Below are 16,161 nucleotides of genomic sequence, written 5' to 3'. Positions count from 1 at the left end.
ATGCCTCGCGACGAGAGGCAGACGGCAGCGAGATTCCCAGCTTTCCAAGCGATCGGTCGTCAAGTTGACTATCAAACGGCTTGCCTTCGAACCGGTGCTCGTCAAGCACCTTGAAACCCTCGGCATCGATCATCGGTCGGTGACGAGTGATCTTGGCTTTAAGAAACTTGATCGCCAAGGACGTCTCTACCGGCTTGCCCTGTTCGCCAAAGGTGCGACAGGTGATGATTTGTTAGGGCTGCGAATTGGCAAGAAGGTCCCGATAAATGCGTTCGGTCCATTGAGCTACGCGGTCATGAGCGCGCCAACCCCACGCCATGTGCTGCAGACGAGTATCAAGTATATGCGGATATTTCAGTCTCATCCGCCAAATGCGGCGACCCTGAGCACTGGACAGTCAAACGTCGTTTTCGAGTACAAGCATCCGATCCGTTTGAAAGGCTTTACGAACTTCGTCCCGGACCTCTTCTTCGCCAGCAATCTGCAGACTCTTTCACAGCTGGGCGCAGATCTTGCGGAGGTGCGACTTGAACTTGACTATGCTCCACCGGACATTGCCGCGTATCGTGCGGAAATCGGAATTCCCGTGACGTTCAAGGCCAGTCGGAACAGACTGATCATGCCGCAGGCGGCGATCGATGCGCCCCTCTCTGGTACCTTTTCAACGTATTCCCGGGCGCATGGCCGCTTGGCCGAGAATGTACTTGCGAGTATTGCGTCGGAAGAGGGATTGCCTGATCGTGTGGCCGAAATTCTATCGCTTGCGCGCGACCAATCCTTGCGCGCTTCAGAAGTCGCAGCGGCCCTTAACGTATCGGAACGTTCTCTTCGGAGGAGGCTCTCGAGGATGGGTTGGAGCTTTACCGCACTGTTGGCAGAGCTGCGCACCGAACTTTCCCGTGCTTACCTGCTGGAAATGCCGGTTCGCGATGTCGCCGAACTGCTCGGGTATTGCGATGCCTCCACTTTTAGGCGTGCCTTTCGACGCTGGACGGGCATAACGCCAGATAGTTATTTGAGGGAAGCTCTCCCGGACAATTCGCGCCGGCGCCAACGTGCAATTTGAAGCGCTCCGCCGGAGCACGCCCTTCAGAAACGAATGTGACGACGACATCGCAACGCTTCCATCCGGCTCACAAGTCTCGCCGCCGTCGGTTGCCGAAACGGCCTTCCTCCTTGGCCGGAATGGCCCTTAACAGCGTTGCATTATGTCGCGCGTGCGGCGCGTCTTGGGGCGCTACTGGTGCGCGATGAGACGCGCTGGAGCATTTTCCAGCAGGCTCGAGCCGCTATGGCTCACTATCTAAGCATCCAGGTACACAGACGGAGGCTGACGTGAGCGATAGTCGTACTCGGGAGATCGGCGGCGCCAGTTCTGACCTGTTGGCGACCCTGTCAGAACTCGACGGATATGATCAGCTTTTGGCGATGCGCGCCCATGGTATCAGCGCGCCCATGCTGCAAACCTTGAAATTAGAGCTGACAACGCCCGACCGGGGCCAAGTCGTATTCGAGGGCTCGCCAGATCGTTCAGTATACAACCCGATTGGCACTGTGCACGGCGGCTATGCCGCGACGTTGCTCGATAGCGCTTGCGGCATTGCCGTGCATTCGAAGCTGCGAATCGGTCAGACCTATACGACCCTCGAGTTGAAAGTTTCCTTTCAGCGCGCCCTCACTCAGAAGAGCGGGCCAGTGCGCGCGGAGGGCCGTGTGATCTCGGCGGGTGGCAGGGCTGCTTTTGCGGAGGCCACTCTCACTGACGGAGAGGGACGACTTTGCGCGTCTGCGACGTCCACGCTATTGATCTATGAGAACCCCGCGAGGCCTAAGGCCGAAACGACTGAGCAATGATCCTGGCTGCTTCTCGAATTGCCGCGATAGGGCCTATCGCGCGGCTTGCCTGGCCAACAACATTGGTCCTGTGTTCGCAAATCGCCGCGAATACATTCGATGCCTTTATGGCAGGCAAGATTGGGACGGGAGCGCTCGGAGGCTTCGCTTTCGTTTTTCCCGTTCGTGATCTTGATGCAGACGCTTGCTGCGGGCGGCATAGGCGGCGGTATAGGCGGCGGTATAGCAGCCGCCGTCGCGCGTGCGACCGGACGCAAGTCACGCACCGATGCGCACGATCTAGCGGTCAATGGCTTAATCATTGCCATGGTTTCCGGCTTGGCTTTCATGGTCGTCATGATCGGCTTTGGGCGGCCCATCTTCCGAGTGTTCGCAAACGCGCGAGGCGCCGGTGACGCCGCCGCAACCGACGCTGCTACCACCTACGCGACAGGTTTCTTTGCCGGCGCGATGGTCACATGGATCCTTCAAGCATTGGCTTCGACCTTCCGCGGCCTCCGCGACGCAGCGTTTCCTGGATGATGGATACTTATGTCATCCCTGATGCAGATGCCCCTCGGCTACCTGCTCACTTTCGGCGTCGGGGCTTTGCGGGCCTTGGCATTATTGGCATAGGGTTTGCTGCGCCGGCCGCGCAATGCTTCGCACTGATCATTCTCACGCGGCGTATCCGGCGTGACGTTGGCGGATTGGGGCCGTTAATCACCCGTTCTGCGCAACTGGTCTATTGCGTGCCAACGTTAGTTTCCAACCAGCCCGACATGGTTGTGGCCGACTGCGACTCGTTACGTCGCAACTTCGGTTCACAAGGCTCGCCGCTGCTTGCCGAAACGGCCTTCCTTCTTGGCCGAAACGGCCTCCCGGCAGCGTGCATTATATCGAGGCGGCGCATGCTGGGTCGCCAATGAATATACGATTCGGAGGATATTGCGGTGCAGACATCGATCGGGAAAGTGGACGATCTCAAGATGATTGCCTCCCGCTATGCTGACGAAATTCGCAAGCGACATCTCGAATTCGAGCAACTGCGGCATTTGCCCCAAGACCTCGCGGACCGCATGGCTCGTGACGGCCTGTATCAGGTATGTACGCCGGCCGAGTATGGAGGTGAGGAGCTTTCGCCACGGGTCTACGCCGAGATCGTCGAACAATTAGCGAAAGCAGACGCGTCCGCAGCTTGGTGTGTTTTCATCGGCATCACCTCGTCATTCGGGCTGGCGAGCGCGCAGACTGAGGAATTCAAGCAAATTCTGCGCAAGCCAGGGGTGATCGCCGCCGGCGCATTTGCTCCCAACGGTCGCGCCAGGCCGGTGACCCGCGATGGTCGTGATGGCTATCTGGTCAAGGGCCGTTGGCAATGGGGGTCAGGCACTCGCAATGCCCATTGGATAGTTGGCGGTGCGTTCGTCGTGGATCAGGCCGGTGCGATACAATTGGACGAGAGAGCCAAGCCGGAACACCTTACGATAGTTTTCGACGCGGCCGACGTCGAATTTATTGATACCTGGAACGTAATGGGATTGCAGGGCACGGGTTCGACCGACTACGCCGTGAACGACGTTTTCGTGCCGGCAGTCCGGACGATAAAGCGGTTCGGCAAGCGCCGCAGCAGCCACCCCATCTTCCTGTTTCCGAACTTCGGAATTTTGGCCATCGGCATTGCTTCGGTCACGTTAGGCGTCGCTAGGGCGACAATCGACGACTTCTTGGAGTTCGCGGGCAAGAAGGTCCCGCAAGGAAACACGCGCGTCCTGGCCGAGAAACAGTCCACCCAATCTGGCATCGCAAAAGCTGAAGCTGCTTTGCGCGCGGGTCGGGCGTTCTTCTACGAAGCAATCGATGCCGCTTGGTCAGGCGCGCTTCGTGGCGAGGTGTCGACCGAAGATCGTCGTGACCTGCGGCTGGCGACCTCGCAGGCCGTTCAAGCCGCCAAACTATGCGTGAACATCATCTACGAACTCGCAGGCGGGACGGCTGTGTATCGCACCTCCGACATTCAGCGACGACTTCGCGATGTCCAGGTCGCTGGTCAGCACATGATGGTCGGACCGGGGACCTACGAACTTGTGGGTCGACTTTTGCTCGATCTTCCGACCGATATTGAGCAGCTATAATCCCGAGGGGGGCCATCATCTTGGCATTTTTGGACGAATATAAAGGCGCACTCAGGCTACCGCTTATCGCGGCACCGATGTTCTTGGTGTCGGGGCCTGATCTCGTGATCGCGGCCTGTGCGAATGGCGTTCTCGGCAGTTTCCCATGCGCGAATGCTAGGACCATCGAAGTGCTCAGTGAGTGGATTGCCGAGATAACGCAGCGATTAAGCGGTCCGTCGTGTGTACCTTGGGCGGCAAATCTCGTCGTGCACCCGACCAACCCACGCCTCACTGATGAGTTGAGCGTTTTGGAGAAAGCCCGCGTACCCGTCGTCATCACGGCATTGGGCGGGCCGAAGCCGATCGTCGACCGGGTTCACGCTTGGGGTGGAAAGGTATTCGCCGACGTCAACTCGGTCGCCTTTGCCAAAAAGGCGGTCGACGCTGGGGTGGATGGTTTGATCCTGGTGTCAGCAGGTGCCGGTGGACATACAGGGCGGATGAATGGCTTTTCGCTGCTGTCGGCCGTCAGGGAATTCTTCGATGGTCCCATCGCTCTCGGCGGAGGGCTCTCAAATGGCGCCGAGATCAGAGCCGTCGAGACGGCGGGTGCCAACCTGGCAGTGATGGGGACGGCGTTCATCGCTACCGAGGAGAGTCTCGCCGTCCCGGAGTACAAGAGCATGCTGATCGATTCGACCATTGATGATCTGGTTCTCACGAACACGGTTACGAACGTCTTGGCGAACTGGCTCCGGCCAACCTTGGTTAGGGCCGGCATTGATCCAACCGATTTTCTCGTGAATCCGAAAGTGGATTTCAGCGACAGTTCGCTGATCGAGAAGCAGCGCGTTCGCTGGACAACGGTCTGGTCGGCCGGCCATGGGGTCGGATGTGTGCGTCGCGTGGACACCGTCGCCGAGTTGGTCGCCCGTCTGAGACGGGAATATCTGCAAGCATGCGACCTTCCGCGCAATTACTGCTGACACGAAGAAGAGCTGACAGACCTCTTCAAAGGAGATTACACAAATGACACGCTCAATTGAGACGTTGTTTCGACCATTCGCATCAGAGAAGCTCAGCATACCAAACAGAATCGTCATGGCACCGATGACGCGCTCCTTTTCTCCAAATGGGATTCCAGGAGAGAACGTTGTGGCGTACTACCGCCGAAGAGCCGAAGGTGGGGTCGGGTTGATCGTCACCGAGGGAACCACTATCGACCACCATGCATCCTCTCAATCAACTGACCATCCGGCGTTTCATGGCGAGGCGTCGCTTGCCGGCTGGTCGGATGTCGTGAAAGCGGTCCATGCGGCCGGAGGTAAGATCGCTCCGCAGCTTTGGCACGTCGGCATGATGCGCAATCAAGGACGGCCAAAAACCGACCTCCTGCCGGCGGTCGGACCGTCAGGAATCTATGTACCTGGAAGGGTCGTTGGTTCGCCCATGGCGGAAAGCGAAATTGCGGACGTAATCGACGCCTTCGCCAAGGGAGCTCGTGCAGCCCAACAGATCGGCTTCGACGCGGTAGAATTTCATGGAGCGCACGGTTATCTGATTGACCAATTCTTCTGGGCAGGCACAAACACTCGCGAGGATACTTGGGGAGGAGATTTACGCAGAAGAGCGAACTTCGCAGCTGAAATTATCAAAGCAGCTCGAGCCGCTGTCGGACCGCGTTTCCCCTTGATTCTGCGCGTCTCGCAATGGAAGCAGCAGGATTTCACTCAGCGTTTGGCGCATTCTCCGCAAGAATGGGAACAGTTTCTCTCCCCGCTCGTGGAAGCTGGGGTTGACATCTTCCACTGCTCCACCCGGCGCTATCATGAGCCGGAGTTCGAAGGATCCAACCTCAATCTAGCCGGCTGGACCAGGCGCCTGACGGGTAAACCCACGATTACAGTTGGAGGCGTTGGCCTAAGCAGCGGCAGCGACTTCATTGCATCATTGGGCGGTCGCGTTGCCGACGTGGCGAATATCGACGACCTCCTCGACCGGCTTTCGCAGGATGAATTTGACCTGGTCGCAATCGGGCGCGCACTCGTCGCCAACCCAGACTGGCCCGCGCAACTTCGCAACGGAACGTCAGGCAAATTGAAGTCTTTCGAGAAAGACATGCTCTCCGATCTCGTTTGAGCAATATGTATTCGGTTCTTTCTGGAGGAGCGAATGTTATACCCAACCAGTCTCGATCGCGCTATCTCGCCGGAGGATTTCCGAAACGCTATGCGCAACCAGGTCTCCACTGTCTCGATTGTGGCTTGTGGTGACGTTGGCTCGCGCACAGGGCTTACGGCCACGGCCGCATGTGCGCTTTCTGACAAGCCAGCAATGGTGTCGATCTGCATAAATAAAAGTGCGAGTGCTCATCAGGCCATCCTGGATGTTGGCTGCTTCAGCCTCAACTTTCTTTCCGCCGGGCAGATTCGATTGGCGGACACGTTTTCAGGCCGAACTGGATTGACCGGAGAAGCACGCTTCGGTGAGGGGACCTGGAACAATCTGTCCACGGGGGCGCCGATACTCGACGGAGCTCTAGCAAGCTTCGATTGCGCTCTGGAAAGCAGACACGAGTTTCCATCGCACTCCATATTTGCAGGCGTCGTCAAGGCCACTCGCGTGCAGCCAGAGGGGTCGGCGCTGCTATACGCGCACGGCCGCTATTTTACTCTGGACTGCACGAGCCGCCCCAAAGCCGCCTGAGCGACTACCCGGCGGCGCAACGCCAACGATTGTGCCTCCGAAGTTGACGGACGTGCCGGTTGTTGTTCGAGGACTTCCGCCTTGGCCCCGTCGACAGCTTTAGGCCTTGGACAAGATATCATCGCGTTTGCTGCCGAGTACGCAGCCACAAGCGGGCATGCACATGAAGCTCGACTTCGGCTCCATCTGGCTTCCGCGAATTGCGTGGACGGTATGGTCCTGCACGCTGCCTGATCGCCAGAAAGGCGAAGAACGTCACCGTTTCGGTGATCGTCGGCAATTGGCACGATTCGAGGCAATCGGCCGGATGTTTATCGGCTCGCGACGAACGCAGTTGTTCGCACTCACTAGTCCTCTGGCGGATAATGTAGCCGCGAGGGGATCTCGGTTCTCGCTGTGTCGATCAACCGGACATGACCAGTGACAGTCGTTCGTATGGAAGTCACGTTCATCCCATCGCGCAACTCATCCCGCCGTCCACCGGAATTATCTGACCCGTGATGTGTTTGCCGGCAGACGATGCCAGCAAAAGTGCAATGCCCTTGAGATCGTCTTCGTCGCCTATGCGCCTTAGGGGTGTTTGTGCAGCAAGGTTATCGATGCCGAGTTGCTGCAAAAGTCCATCGGCCATTTTGCTCGGAAAAAATCCGGGTGCGATCGCGTTTACCGTGATGCCATGCTCGCCCCATTCCGCCGCAAGCGCCCGGGTGAAGTTCACCAGTGCACCCTTGCTCGTGTTGTAGGCGACGGTCTCGATTCCGGCCCGATTTCCGCCCAACCCAGCGATTGAGGCGACGTTGATGATCCGACCATGCTTGTTGGGGATCATGCTGGCCCGCCCGATCGCCTGGCTGAACAAGAAAATGCTTCGGATGTTGAGGTTCATCACCTTGTCCCATGCCTCGATAGGATGACTCTCAGCCGGGGCGCCCCAAGAGGCGCCGGCATTGTTGACCAGGATGTCGATCTGCTTCAACCGGTTCAGTGCTTCGGTGCAAACGTATTCCACCTGATCCGGCCGTGCCGCGTCTCCGGCTATCCATTGCGCGTCGATGCCGCGCGAGGTCAGGGCCGCTGCGGCGTCTTCGAGGTCGGGCGCCTTTCGAGACGTGATTACAATGCGTGCGCCGGCCTCTCCGAGGCTTTCAGCGAGCTGCAGTCCAAGCCCCCGCGAACCGCCAGTTATCAGAGCCGTCTTGCCGCTCAAATTGAGAAGCGTCATTACGTGTGTGGACATAGAGCTTCCTCGTGTTCTGGCTAACTTCGGCGGCTAGCGGTTCTGGCCAACATGACGCGTGGAAGCCGGACCGTTCAACGTGGCATTCGCTCCTGCCGAATTTGAAACATCACAATCGTGGCGCGGCGACCATCCCTGGTTTCGTACATTCGTTCTAGCAAGCCCGACAATAGGAGGGCCGCTTCGGCCAAACTGAAGGCTGTTGCGGCCACGAGAAGCTATGAGCATTGAGCGCACTGCTGAAGAAAGGGCGCAATCGATCAGAACTGCATGGGCGAGGGCGCCAAACGCATTGAGGTGAGCTTGTCCAGTCTGGAGACCCGGCAGCGCATCTCCAGTCATACGAAGTGAGCCGTTACAGTCTTTGCCGCCGGTCAGAGTCTTGAAAGTCGGGAGACATCGTTGCGGCCGAGTGTGCCGAGAGTTTCAAGCTGAGTTTTGAGCGTGACTCAACGGCAAGGCGCTTAATGATCAAGGTTTTCCTGGCCGCAACGGCCTTCAGTTTGGCCGAAACTGCCCTCCTATTATCGGGCTTGCAAGAACGAATGTACGAACTCAAGGACAGTCGTCGCACCACGATTATGCGGTTCGATTTCGTCAAAGGTGAACGCCGCGCTGAAAGATCTCAGTGCTTCTGAATCACCGAACATCGCTGGTTGAGTACTTATCCCGAAGGCCAACGAACTGTTGCAAGGTAACGTGGGAGTACATTCATGACGACCGCACTCATTACCGGCGCTTCAAGTAGCATCGTTGCACCCCGAGCTTAGATCGCGAATGACAGCGCGGGCGGATTCAACACCGGCGGGGAGCGAATGAAAGTCATCGTTATTGGCGCCGGAATCGCAGGCTTAACCGCAGCTCTAGCTCTTGTGAAAAAGGGCATCGATGTCACCGTCGTCGAACAGGCCCAGCAGTTCCGCGAAATCGGGGCGGGGATTCAGATCGGAGCAAACGGCACGCTGGTAATGCGCGAATTGGGACTTGAGGACAAGCTGCTAGCCGTCGGAGTCATTCCCCAAGCCTGGGATACCAACGACTTCGAAACTGGCCGAATGCTGTTTGCAACACCGCTCGGTGAAGAGGCTGCGCTGCGTTATGGTGCGCCGCTATACAATCTGTACCGCGCGGACTTGATTGACCTGCTCGCCAAGGGGCTTCCCGACGGGGTGCTGCGTTTCGGCGCTCGTTGTGAGGAGCTCGGGCAGACCGCGGATTTGGCATGGGTCAAGCTTGTTACCGGCGAGGTTCTAGAAGCCGATGCCGTTGTTGGGGCAGATGGCATTCATTCGATGGTCCGCGAAAGACTGTGGGGACACAAGCCGGCCCAAGCCGCCAATATTCTCATGTGGCGCGCCCTCATTCCGGGCGAGCGCCTTTCGTTCGTCGATCTGCCGGAGCGCGGACATAATTGGACCGGGCCGGGCCGCACGATCGTATCGTACTGGGTACGGCCGCAGAAGCTGTACAGCGTCCTTGCGTCCGTTCCGGACACGGAAGTGCAGCGCGAATCGTGGGAAGAGGGCGGTAACATCGAGGAGTTTAGGCGATCGTTCTCCGCTGCTGAGCCACGGCTAAAGCAGTTGCTGGATCAGATCGATACCGCCTTTATTACAGGGATGTACTATCGCGATCCGATTGAAGAGTGGACAAGCGGACGTATCACCCTGCTCGGGGACGCGGCGCATCCGATGGTGCCCTTCCTGGCGCAGGGCGCATGCCAGGGAATGGAAGACGCTTGGACGATCGCCACCGTACTTTCTAGATCGAACGACGTTCCAAAAGCCTTGCGGGAGTACGAGACCCGCCGCCGGCCACGCACTACGCGCGTTCAATCCGGCGCGCGCGCGATGGTCAAGCTTGTGCACGAGTCCGATCACGAGCGAATCCGCATGCGAAACGGCCGTTGGAAGGGTATGTCGCGCATCGATCCGCTGGCGGAGACAAGCTGGGGACTTGGCTGGAAATACGACGTCCTGAAGGCTGTCGATCAGCCAGTGGGCGAGGTCTTCGGCCTGTCGGCGGTTCAGGAGGGTTTCCGCCTCTCGCGTCCGGAGAGCTGTCAGGCCTACGATCTGTGGAAAAATGCGCTAACGCCGGAAGATGCCGCTCAAGGCTATGACGGCTTGAGGAGGGCTTACGAGCGGTTCCTACTAACGAACTTTCCACCGAACAGTGACATTGAAACTGCCGAGAGGGAACTTAACGGCGTGCGGACGATCCGCATCAATTCATCGCGTTCGAAGTCGGGACCAGTCGTCCTTCATTTCCATGGAGGAGGTTATGTCGTCGGGTCAGCCGATAGTTCGCAGAACTATGCCGCACGCCTTGCGCAGGCTGTCGAAGGCGAGTGTTTTACGGTTGATTATCGGCTCGCTCCCGAGAATCCCTATCCGGCCGCTCTCGACGACGCGGTCGATGCGTATCGAGGTCTGCTCCGCGAAGGCATCACGCCGGAACGCATCATTCTGAGCGGTGAATCGTCGGGGGGCGGCCTCGCAATCGCCCTTGTAATGGCGCTTCGATCGGCCGGCGATTCGCTCCCCGCAGGCATTCTGGCGGTTTGTCCTTTCGCCGACATGACGTTAAGTGGTGAAAGCCTCAGGCTCGCTGAGGGCAAGGACCCGGCCGCAAACCGAGACAGCCTGACATTCCTTGCGGCATCTTATTTCCAGGGTCACGAGCCTCGTGATCCTCTCGTCTCGCCGCTGTTCGGGGATTTCAGTTCGTTGCCGCCGTTGTTTCTGACCGCAGCCACGAACGAGGCACTTTTCGATGACACCAGCAGGATACTCCTGCGTGCGCAGGCGCAGAGTGTCGATGTCACCGTCGAACTGGTCGACGATTCCGTTCACATCTATCCTCTATTTCCGTTCCTCCCGGAGACGAAACGGTTCGTGCTGGCCCTGAACGGCTGGTCAAGGCGCATCCTGCAACAGGACGTCAAGAATTTCGGCCCGCCGGAACACCGGATTGCTGCCCATTCCTAAGCCTGCGGAGAACACGCAATGAAATCCTTCCATACCCTAAAATTGATTGCTGCCGCGGCTCTTGTATGCACATCGCAGACGGTCCTTGCGCAGAGCAAATACGATACCGGCGCGAACGACACCGAGATCAAGATAGGCAATATTTCTCCTTATAGCGGACCGGCATCGGCCTACGGAATCATCGGACGGATGCACGCCGCTTTTTTCAAGATGATCAACGAGCAGGGTGGCATCAACGGGCGCAGGATCAATTTCATTTCGTACGATGACGGCTTCAGTCCTCCCAAGGCCGTGGAGCAGGCGCGCAAGCTGGTGGAAAGCGACGAGGTTTTTGCGATCTTCAATTCGATCGGAACGCCGTCCAATTCAGCTATCCAAAAATATATGAATAGCAAAAAGGTACCGCAGATCTTCATCGCTACAGGCGCGACTAAGTGGGGCGATCCGAAGCATTTTCCTTGGACGATCGGATGGCAACCTAATTACCAAAGCGAGGGTAGGGTGTATGCCAAGTATCTCTTGAAAGAACATCCCGGTGCCAAAATCGGCGTTCTGTATCAGAACGATGATTTTGGAAAGGATCTTCTTAAAGGGTTGAAGGACGGGCTCGGAAGCCATGCCTCGCTGATCGTCGCAGAGGACAGTTACGAAATCACTGAACCGACTATTGATACCCACATCGTCAAACTGAAAGCCGCCAATGTGGACGTACTTATGAGCATGACGACGCCGAAATTTGGCGCGCAGAGCATCAAGAAGGTGGCCGAGCTTGGCTGGAAGCCCATTCACATTATCAGCTACATCAGTTCCTCGATCAGCTCCATCAAACCGGCCGGCTTCGACAATGCCCAAGGGATTCTATCGTCGAATTATGCGAAGGACGCCGCGGATAGCCGATGGAAGGATGACCCGGGTATCAAGAAGTTCACGGAGTTCATGGACAAGTATTTGCCCGACGCCGATAAGACGGATGGCTCGACCCTGTACGCTTACGGCGTGGCGCAGACACTCGTGCATACGATCAGACGGTGCGGCGACGACTTGACGCGAGAAAATTTAATGCGCCAGGCAGCTAATCTAAAGGATATGGAGAACGATATCTTTTTGCCGGGGATTAAGATCAACACGAGCCCCACGGATTTCTTTCCGATCGAGCAGATGCAAATGGAGCGCCTGACCGGCGATCATTGGGAAATGTTCGGAGACATTTTCGACGGCGAAGTTGGTGGCTAACATTGCTGTCAGAATGACTTCCGGATTTGCTAGCGGACTTCAGAACCTTCAGCTCCGTCGACGACCCTCAGCGGTCATCGACCATCACGAGGGTATTTTTGCTCGAGAGCTTTAGGCTCCCTCCAACTCTCGAGCTTAGAGAGTTGCACTACCGTATCGTACTCCGAGCATCAGGCCCTACAAATGATCCACATTGCAAAACCCACTCCGCTTCACTTCCTTCCGTTAACGGACGCTACGGTTGACGAATTTTACGATTGTCTTTTCGCCTCTTGGGTGAAGTTGCTGGGGATTCGTGATTTCAAGGTTAGCCCGGGGGCGGTGTCCGCCCTGCTTCCCCAAAATGATGCGCTCAAGTTTTCCACCGGTGCCGTGTGTGGTCAGGCCATTATGGCTGCTATTGATACGGTCGCATCGCTGGCAATGCATACGACTGAGCGCGCATCTAAGGGCACCGTCTATCAACACACGCACTTCTTGCGTCCCGCCGTCAGCGACGATTTTCATGTAAAATCGGAAGTTCTGCGCTTTGGCAAAGCGTCCGCCTTTACGGAAACTCGCGTACCCTTTGCGGCTACCGGCGAATTGGTAGCGCACGCCAGTTTGGAATGCGCTTTCTGAACCGGCTAGAGGTTCAGGATGATCGACAATGCGACCGAGTCGTCCCAGCTATGTCCGCTTCTGGTGAATATTGCATTTGCGTCGGCAACCTAGGGCCGGGACGAGAGTGACGGATCGAGAGATCTGCGATGATGAGACGCCGCGCGAGGTGTTTTCGGCCAACTATGGAGGCAGATACGGTCAGCATCGTGGATTGCGCTTGCGGCGAAGCGAAAGCTCGTCAATTTGCTTGCAGGACACACGCATCGCGTGCCGCTTCCTCCCAGACTGCCAGGACTGCATTTGTAGCCCTGGCTTTTTTTTGGCTTGCGAAGTATCGGAACCGTGCGGCAGGAACGGGAGTCGTTCTCGCCGACATCACGGCCCAGGCTGGTCCGGACCTGGCGGTTTCGCGGAAACGCTGATGGGATCTCGGTTCTCGCTGTGTCGATCAACTGGGCATGACCAGTGACAGTCGTTCGTATGGAAGTCACGGTTCATCCCATCGCGCAACTCATCCCGCCGTCCACCGGAATTATCTGACCCGTGATGTGTTTGCCCGCAGACGATGCCAGCAAGAGTGCAATGCCCTTGAGGTCGTCTTCGTCACCTATGCGCCCTAGAGGTGTTTGCTTGACTACGTGATCGATGCCGAGTTTCTCCAAAAGTCCATCGCCCATTTTGCTCGGAAATAGTCCGGGTGCGATCGCGTTTACCGTGATGCCATGCTCGCCCCATTCAGCCGCAAGCGCCCGAGTGAAGTTCACCAGTGCACCCTTGCTCGTGTTGTAGGCGACGCACTCAATTCCAGCCGGATTTCCGCCCAACCCTGCAATCGAGGCGACGTTGATGATCCGACCATGCTTGTTGGGGATCATGCTGGCCCGCCCGATCGCCTGGCTGAACAAGAAGGCGCTTCGGATGTTGAGGTTCATCACCTTATCCCATGCCTCGATAGGGTGACTCTCAGCCGGGGCCGCCCAAGAGGCGCCGGCATTGTTGACCAGGATGTCGATCTGCTTCAACCGGTTCAGTGCTTCGGTGCAAACGTATTCCACTTGATCCGGACGCGCCGCGTCTGCGGCTATCCATTGCGCGTCGATGCCGCGCGAGGTCAGGGCCGCTGCGGCGGCTTCGAGGTCGGGCGCCTTTCGAGACGTGATTACAATGCGTGCGCCGGCTTCTCCGAGGCTTTCAGCGAGCTGCAGTCCAAGCCCCCGCGAACCGCCAGTTATCAGAGCCGTCTTGCCGCTCAAATTGAGAAGCTTCATTACGTGTGTGGACATATAGCTTCCTCGTGTTCTGGCTAACTTCGGCGGCTAGCGGTTCTGGCCAATACGACGCGCGGAAGCCGACCCGTGCGCGACTGCAATTCGCGTGGCACTAGAGGGTGGCGCGAACTTACTTCACCCTTGCCAGGTGGCCTGGATGCAAGTTCGTGTTCAGTTTTTGATCGGAGCGTAGGCCCGCATGTCCTTCTTGAGTACTTTGCCGACGGGTGACTTCGGAAGGGACTCGACGAATTCGATGATCTTAGGCTGCTTGTATCCCGTCAAATGACGGCGACAATGCTCCTTCACATCAGCTTCGTTCAACGCGCTGTCTCTTCGCACGACAACCAGCCGGACGGCCTCCCCCGTATCGGTATCTGGGGTGCCGACCGCGGCGCATTCGAGGACGCCCTCCAGTTCCGCAACCACGCGTTCGATTTCGGTAGGGTAAACATTGAAACCACTTACCAGGATCATGTCCTTCAGGCGGTCGACGATCTTGAGATAGCCATCTTCGTCCATGGATCCCAGATCCCCCGTGAGATAGAAGCCCCGAGCGTCGAACACTTGAGACGTCTCTTCCTCGCGGTTCCAGTAACCGCGCATGACCTGCGGCCCTTTGATGGCGACTTCGCCAACCATGCCCGGACCGACTTCCTTTCCTGCGGGATCCAGCAGAGATACGAACGTCGAGGGAACGGGCAGGCCGACGCCAGGAGCTCTGATGTCTCCGGTCGGGGGATTGCAGGTTACGGTGCCAGAGGCCTCCGACAGACCGTATCCTTCGCAAATCGTGCTGCCGGTGCGCAGTTTCCAGCGTCGAGCTGTCACCGGATTGGTCGGCATCCCGCCGGCCGTTGTCACCTTGAGATGGCTCCAATCGACCTGGTCGAAATCCGGATGAGCCATTAGTGCGTTAAAGAGCGTATTGAGGCCCGGAAACATATGGATCTTATGAGCGCTTAGTGTTTTCAGGGTGGCGCTTGTATCACGCGGATTGAGTACCAGGACATTCTTGCCGCCGACCCTCAGCATAACCATGCTCGTAATAAACGCGAGGATATGATACAGCGGTAAGGGACATGCCGTTACTGGCTGCTCGCCTGCGGGAATCGTGTCGAGTGCTGGTCCAAACCATGCCTCGTTTTGCAAAACATTGGCGACCAGATTTCGGTGCGAAAGAATTGCCCCCTTCGATATGCCGGTGGTGCCACCAGTGTATTGCAGAACCGCCACATCGTGAGGCTTGATCTCGGGATTTTTTGGAACCCCACGACTTCCACGTCGCACGGCCTGCGAGAATGTTACACCCGACAACTCAAAAGCCGGAACCATTTTCATTGTTTTTGTCGCGACGAAACTGGTAGCGGCCGACTTGGAGACCGGCAGCATGTCGCCGATCGAGCAGAGCACGACACGATCTATTGTCGTTCTTGCGACGCACTGATCCAGCGTTGTTGCAAATTCATCCAGGATCACAATTGCCTTAGCACCGCAATCTTTGAGCTGATGTTCGAGCTCTCGCGGTGTGTATAGGGGATTGACGTTCACGACGATCATTCCAGCCTTGAGGATCGCTGCAACGGCGATCGGATACTGCGGGACGTTAGGCAGCATCACCGCCACCCGATCGCCTTTCTGCAAGCCAATGCTTTGGAGATACGAAGCAAGGTGCGAACTAACCAGATCCACGGTCCGATATGTTATGTCGATCCCGAAAAAGTCGTAGGCGACGCGATCGCCGAACTTCGAAACACTGGCGCGGAGCAAGTCGACCAGCGATCCCGATTCTGCTGTTAGGTCGATGTCTGCCTTGAGACCATCTGGATATTTGCCTAACCAGCGCCGCTCAGTCATTCTAGCTCCTTGGGTTTCCTGCTTTTTTATAGTTCGGCGTGGCATTCGCCTTTGACGAACTCGAACCAACAATCGTGGCGCGGCGACCGTCTCAGTTTCGTACATTCGTTCGTGCAAGCTGCTCGATAATGGGGGGGCACTTTCGGCCAAACTGAAGGCCGTTGCGGCCAGGACAAGCTGCGGTCATTGAGTTTCGCCTCACTCGCGCGTTTGACTGAGTTCAGCTTCGAGAAGGCCTGTCAGGCGCACTATGTCGCGCAGTGCATCGGTAAATTGAAAGGACATTCTGCAGAAGGTCGAGCGTCGTAGAACGGCAT

13 protein-coding genes are annotated in these 16,161 nt (G+C 57.3%); 10 read left to right on the top strand and 3 right to left on the bottom strand.

Features of this window, described 5'->3' with window-relative positions; genetic code table 11:
* The first annotated feature begins 64 nt into the window (after window positions 1–64).
* From BRA1253DRAFT_RS11650 to BRA1253DRAFT_RS11620, 7 genes are all read left to right on the top strand, one after another.
* Entirely contained in the window at window positions 65–1,066 is a 1,002-nt protein-coding gene (locus tag BRA1253DRAFT_RS11650) for an AraC family transcriptional regulator (protein ID WP_007594235.1), read from the top strand.
* A gap of 269 nt (window positions 1,067–1,335) precedes the next feature.
* Complete coding sequence (locus BRA1253DRAFT_RS11645) at window positions 1,336–1,854, top strand: PaaI family thioesterase (protein WP_007594233.1); 519 nt, start codon at window positions 1,336–1,338, stop codon at window positions 1,852–1,854.
* Between the two features lie 99 nt (window positions 1,855–1,953).
* Window positions 1,954–2,376 carry an MATE family efflux transporter gene (locus BRA1253DRAFT_RS11640; protein WP_007594231.1) on the top strand — a complete coding sequence of 141 codons (423 nt, stop codon included), beginning with the start codon at window positions 1,954–1,956 and terminating at the stop codon, window positions 2,374–2,376.
* A gap of 410 nt (window positions 2,377–2,786) precedes the next feature.
* Window positions 2,787–3,968, top strand: a complete 1,182-nt coding sequence (locus tag BRA1253DRAFT_RS11635; RefSeq protein ID WP_007594229.1) for an acyl-CoA dehydrogenase family protein — start codon at window positions 2,787–2,789, stop codon at window positions 3,966–3,968.
* Between the two features lie 20 nt (window positions 3,969–3,988).
* Entirely contained in the window at window positions 3,989–4,936 is a 948-nt protein-coding gene (locus BRA1253DRAFT_RS11630; RefSeq protein ID WP_007594227.1) for a nitronate monooxygenase family protein, read from the top strand.
* Between the two features lie 43 nt (window positions 4,937–4,979).
* Window positions 4,980–6,089 carry an NADH:flavin oxidoreductase gene (locus tag BRA1253DRAFT_RS11625; RefSeq protein ID WP_007594225.1) on the top strand — a complete coding sequence of 370 codons (1,110 nt, stop codon included), beginning with the start codon at window positions 4,980–4,982 and terminating at the stop codon, window positions 6,087–6,089.
* Between the two features lie 33 nt (window positions 6,090–6,122).
* The gene (locus tag BRA1253DRAFT_RS11620; protein ID WP_007594222.1) at window positions 6,123–6,656 is read left to right on the top strand and encodes a flavin reductase family protein; all 534 of its coding nucleotides are present in this window, start codon (window positions 6,123–6,125) and stop codon (window positions 6,654–6,656) included.
* A 448-nt stretch (window positions 6,657–7,104) separates the two neighbouring features.
* Here BRA1253DRAFT_RS11620 and BRA1253DRAFT_RS11615 read toward each other — a convergent pair whose 3' ends face one another.
* Complete coding sequence (locus BRA1253DRAFT_RS11615; protein WP_007594220.1) at window positions 7,105–7,893, bottom strand: SDR family oxidoreductase; 789 nt, start codon at window positions 7,891–7,893, stop codon at window positions 7,105–7,107.
* A gap of 815 nt (window positions 7,894–8,708) precedes the next feature.
* Between BRA1253DRAFT_RS11615 and BRA1253DRAFT_RS11610 the strand changes: the two genes are divergently transcribed.
* The 3 genes from BRA1253DRAFT_RS11610 (at window position 8,709) to BRA1253DRAFT_RS40440 (ending at window position 12,737) form a co-directional block, all read left to right on the top strand.
* Window positions 8,709–10,883 carry an FAD-dependent oxidoreductase gene (locus BRA1253DRAFT_RS11610; protein WP_007594218.1) on the top strand — a complete coding sequence of 725 codons (2,175 nt, stop codon included), beginning with the start codon at window positions 8,709–8,711 and terminating at the stop codon, window positions 10,881–10,883.
* An 18-nt stretch (window positions 10,884–10,901) separates the two neighbouring features.
* On the top strand, window positions 10,902–12,116 hold the full coding sequence (locus tag BRA1253DRAFT_RS11605) for an ABC transporter substrate-binding protein (protein ID WP_007594215.1): 1,215 nt from the start codon (window positions 10,902–10,904) through the stop codon (window positions 12,114–12,116).
* A gap of 183 nt (window positions 12,117–12,299) precedes the next feature.
* On the top strand, window positions 12,300–12,737 hold the full coding sequence (locus BRA1253DRAFT_RS40440; RefSeq protein ID WP_007594213.1) for a PaaI family thioesterase: 438 nt from the start codon (window positions 12,300–12,302) through the stop codon (window positions 12,735–12,737).
* Window positions 12,738–13,213: 476 nt separating this feature from the next.
* Here the strand turns inward: BRA1253DRAFT_RS40440 and BRA1253DRAFT_RS11595 are convergent, their stop codons facing one another.
* Entirely contained in the window at window positions 13,214–14,002 is a 789-nt protein-coding gene (locus BRA1253DRAFT_RS11595) for an SDR family oxidoreductase (protein ID WP_007594211.1), read from the bottom strand.
* Window positions 14,003–14,158: 156 nt separating this feature from the next.
* Window positions 14,159–15,844, bottom strand: coding sequence for an AMP-binding protein (locus tag BRA1253DRAFT_RS11590; RefSeq protein WP_007594209.1), 1,686 nt, complete (start codon window positions 15,842–15,844; stop codon window positions 14,159–14,161).
* Window positions 15,845–16,161: the final 317 nt, after the last annotated feature.

This window comes from Bradyrhizobium sp. WSM1253, assembly GCF_000244935.1.
In the GTDB taxonomy this organism is placed as follows: Bacteria; Pseudomonadota; Alphaproteobacteria; order Rhizobiales; family Xanthobacteraceae; genus Bradyrhizobium; species Bradyrhizobium canariense.
The sequence above is the reverse complement of the archived record's forward strand: the minus strand, read 5'-3'. Positions and strand labels throughout refer to the sequence as shown.

What these genes read in the sequence shown, in the direction of transcription:
- BRA1253DRAFT_RS11595 (WP_007594211.1), bottom strand. Translation starts at nt 14,002, where the DNA reads ATGTCCACACACGTAATGAAGCTTCTCAATTTGAGCGGCAAGACGGCT.
- BRA1253DRAFT_RS11610 (WP_007594218.1), top strand. Translation starts at nt 8,709, where the DNA reads ATGAAAGTCATCGTTATTGGCGCCGGAATCGCAGGCTTAACCGCAGCT.
- BRA1253DRAFT_RS11590 (WP_007594209.1), bottom strand. Translation starts at nt 15,844, where the DNA reads ATGACTGAGCGGCGCTGGTTAGGCAAATATCCAGATGGTCTCAAGGCA.
- BRA1253DRAFT_RS11605 (WP_007594215.1), top strand. Translation starts at nt 10,902, where the DNA reads ATGAAATCCTTCCATACCCTAAAATTGATTGCTGCCGCGGCTCTTGTA.
- BRA1253DRAFT_RS11640 (WP_007594231.1), top strand. Translation starts at nt 1,954, where the DNA reads ATGCCTTTATGGCAGGCAAGATTGGGACGGGAGCGCTCGGAGGCTTCG.
- BRA1253DRAFT_RS11625 (WP_007594225.1), top strand. Translation starts at nt 4,980, where the DNA reads ATGACACGCTCAATTGAGACGTTGTTTCGACCATTCGCATCAGAGAAG.
- BRA1253DRAFT_RS11615 (WP_007594220.1), bottom strand. Translation starts at nt 7,893, where the DNA reads ATGTCCACACACGTAATGACGCTTCTCAATTTGAGCGGCAAGACGGCT.
- BRA1253DRAFT_RS40440 (WP_007594213.1), top strand. Translation starts at nt 12,300, where the DNA reads ATGATCCACATTGCAAAACCCACTCCGCTTCACTTCCTTCCGTTAACG.
- BRA1253DRAFT_RS11620 (WP_007594222.1), top strand. Translation starts at nt 6,123, where the DNA reads ATGTTATACCCAACCAGTCTCGATCGCGCTATCTCGCCGGAGGATTTC.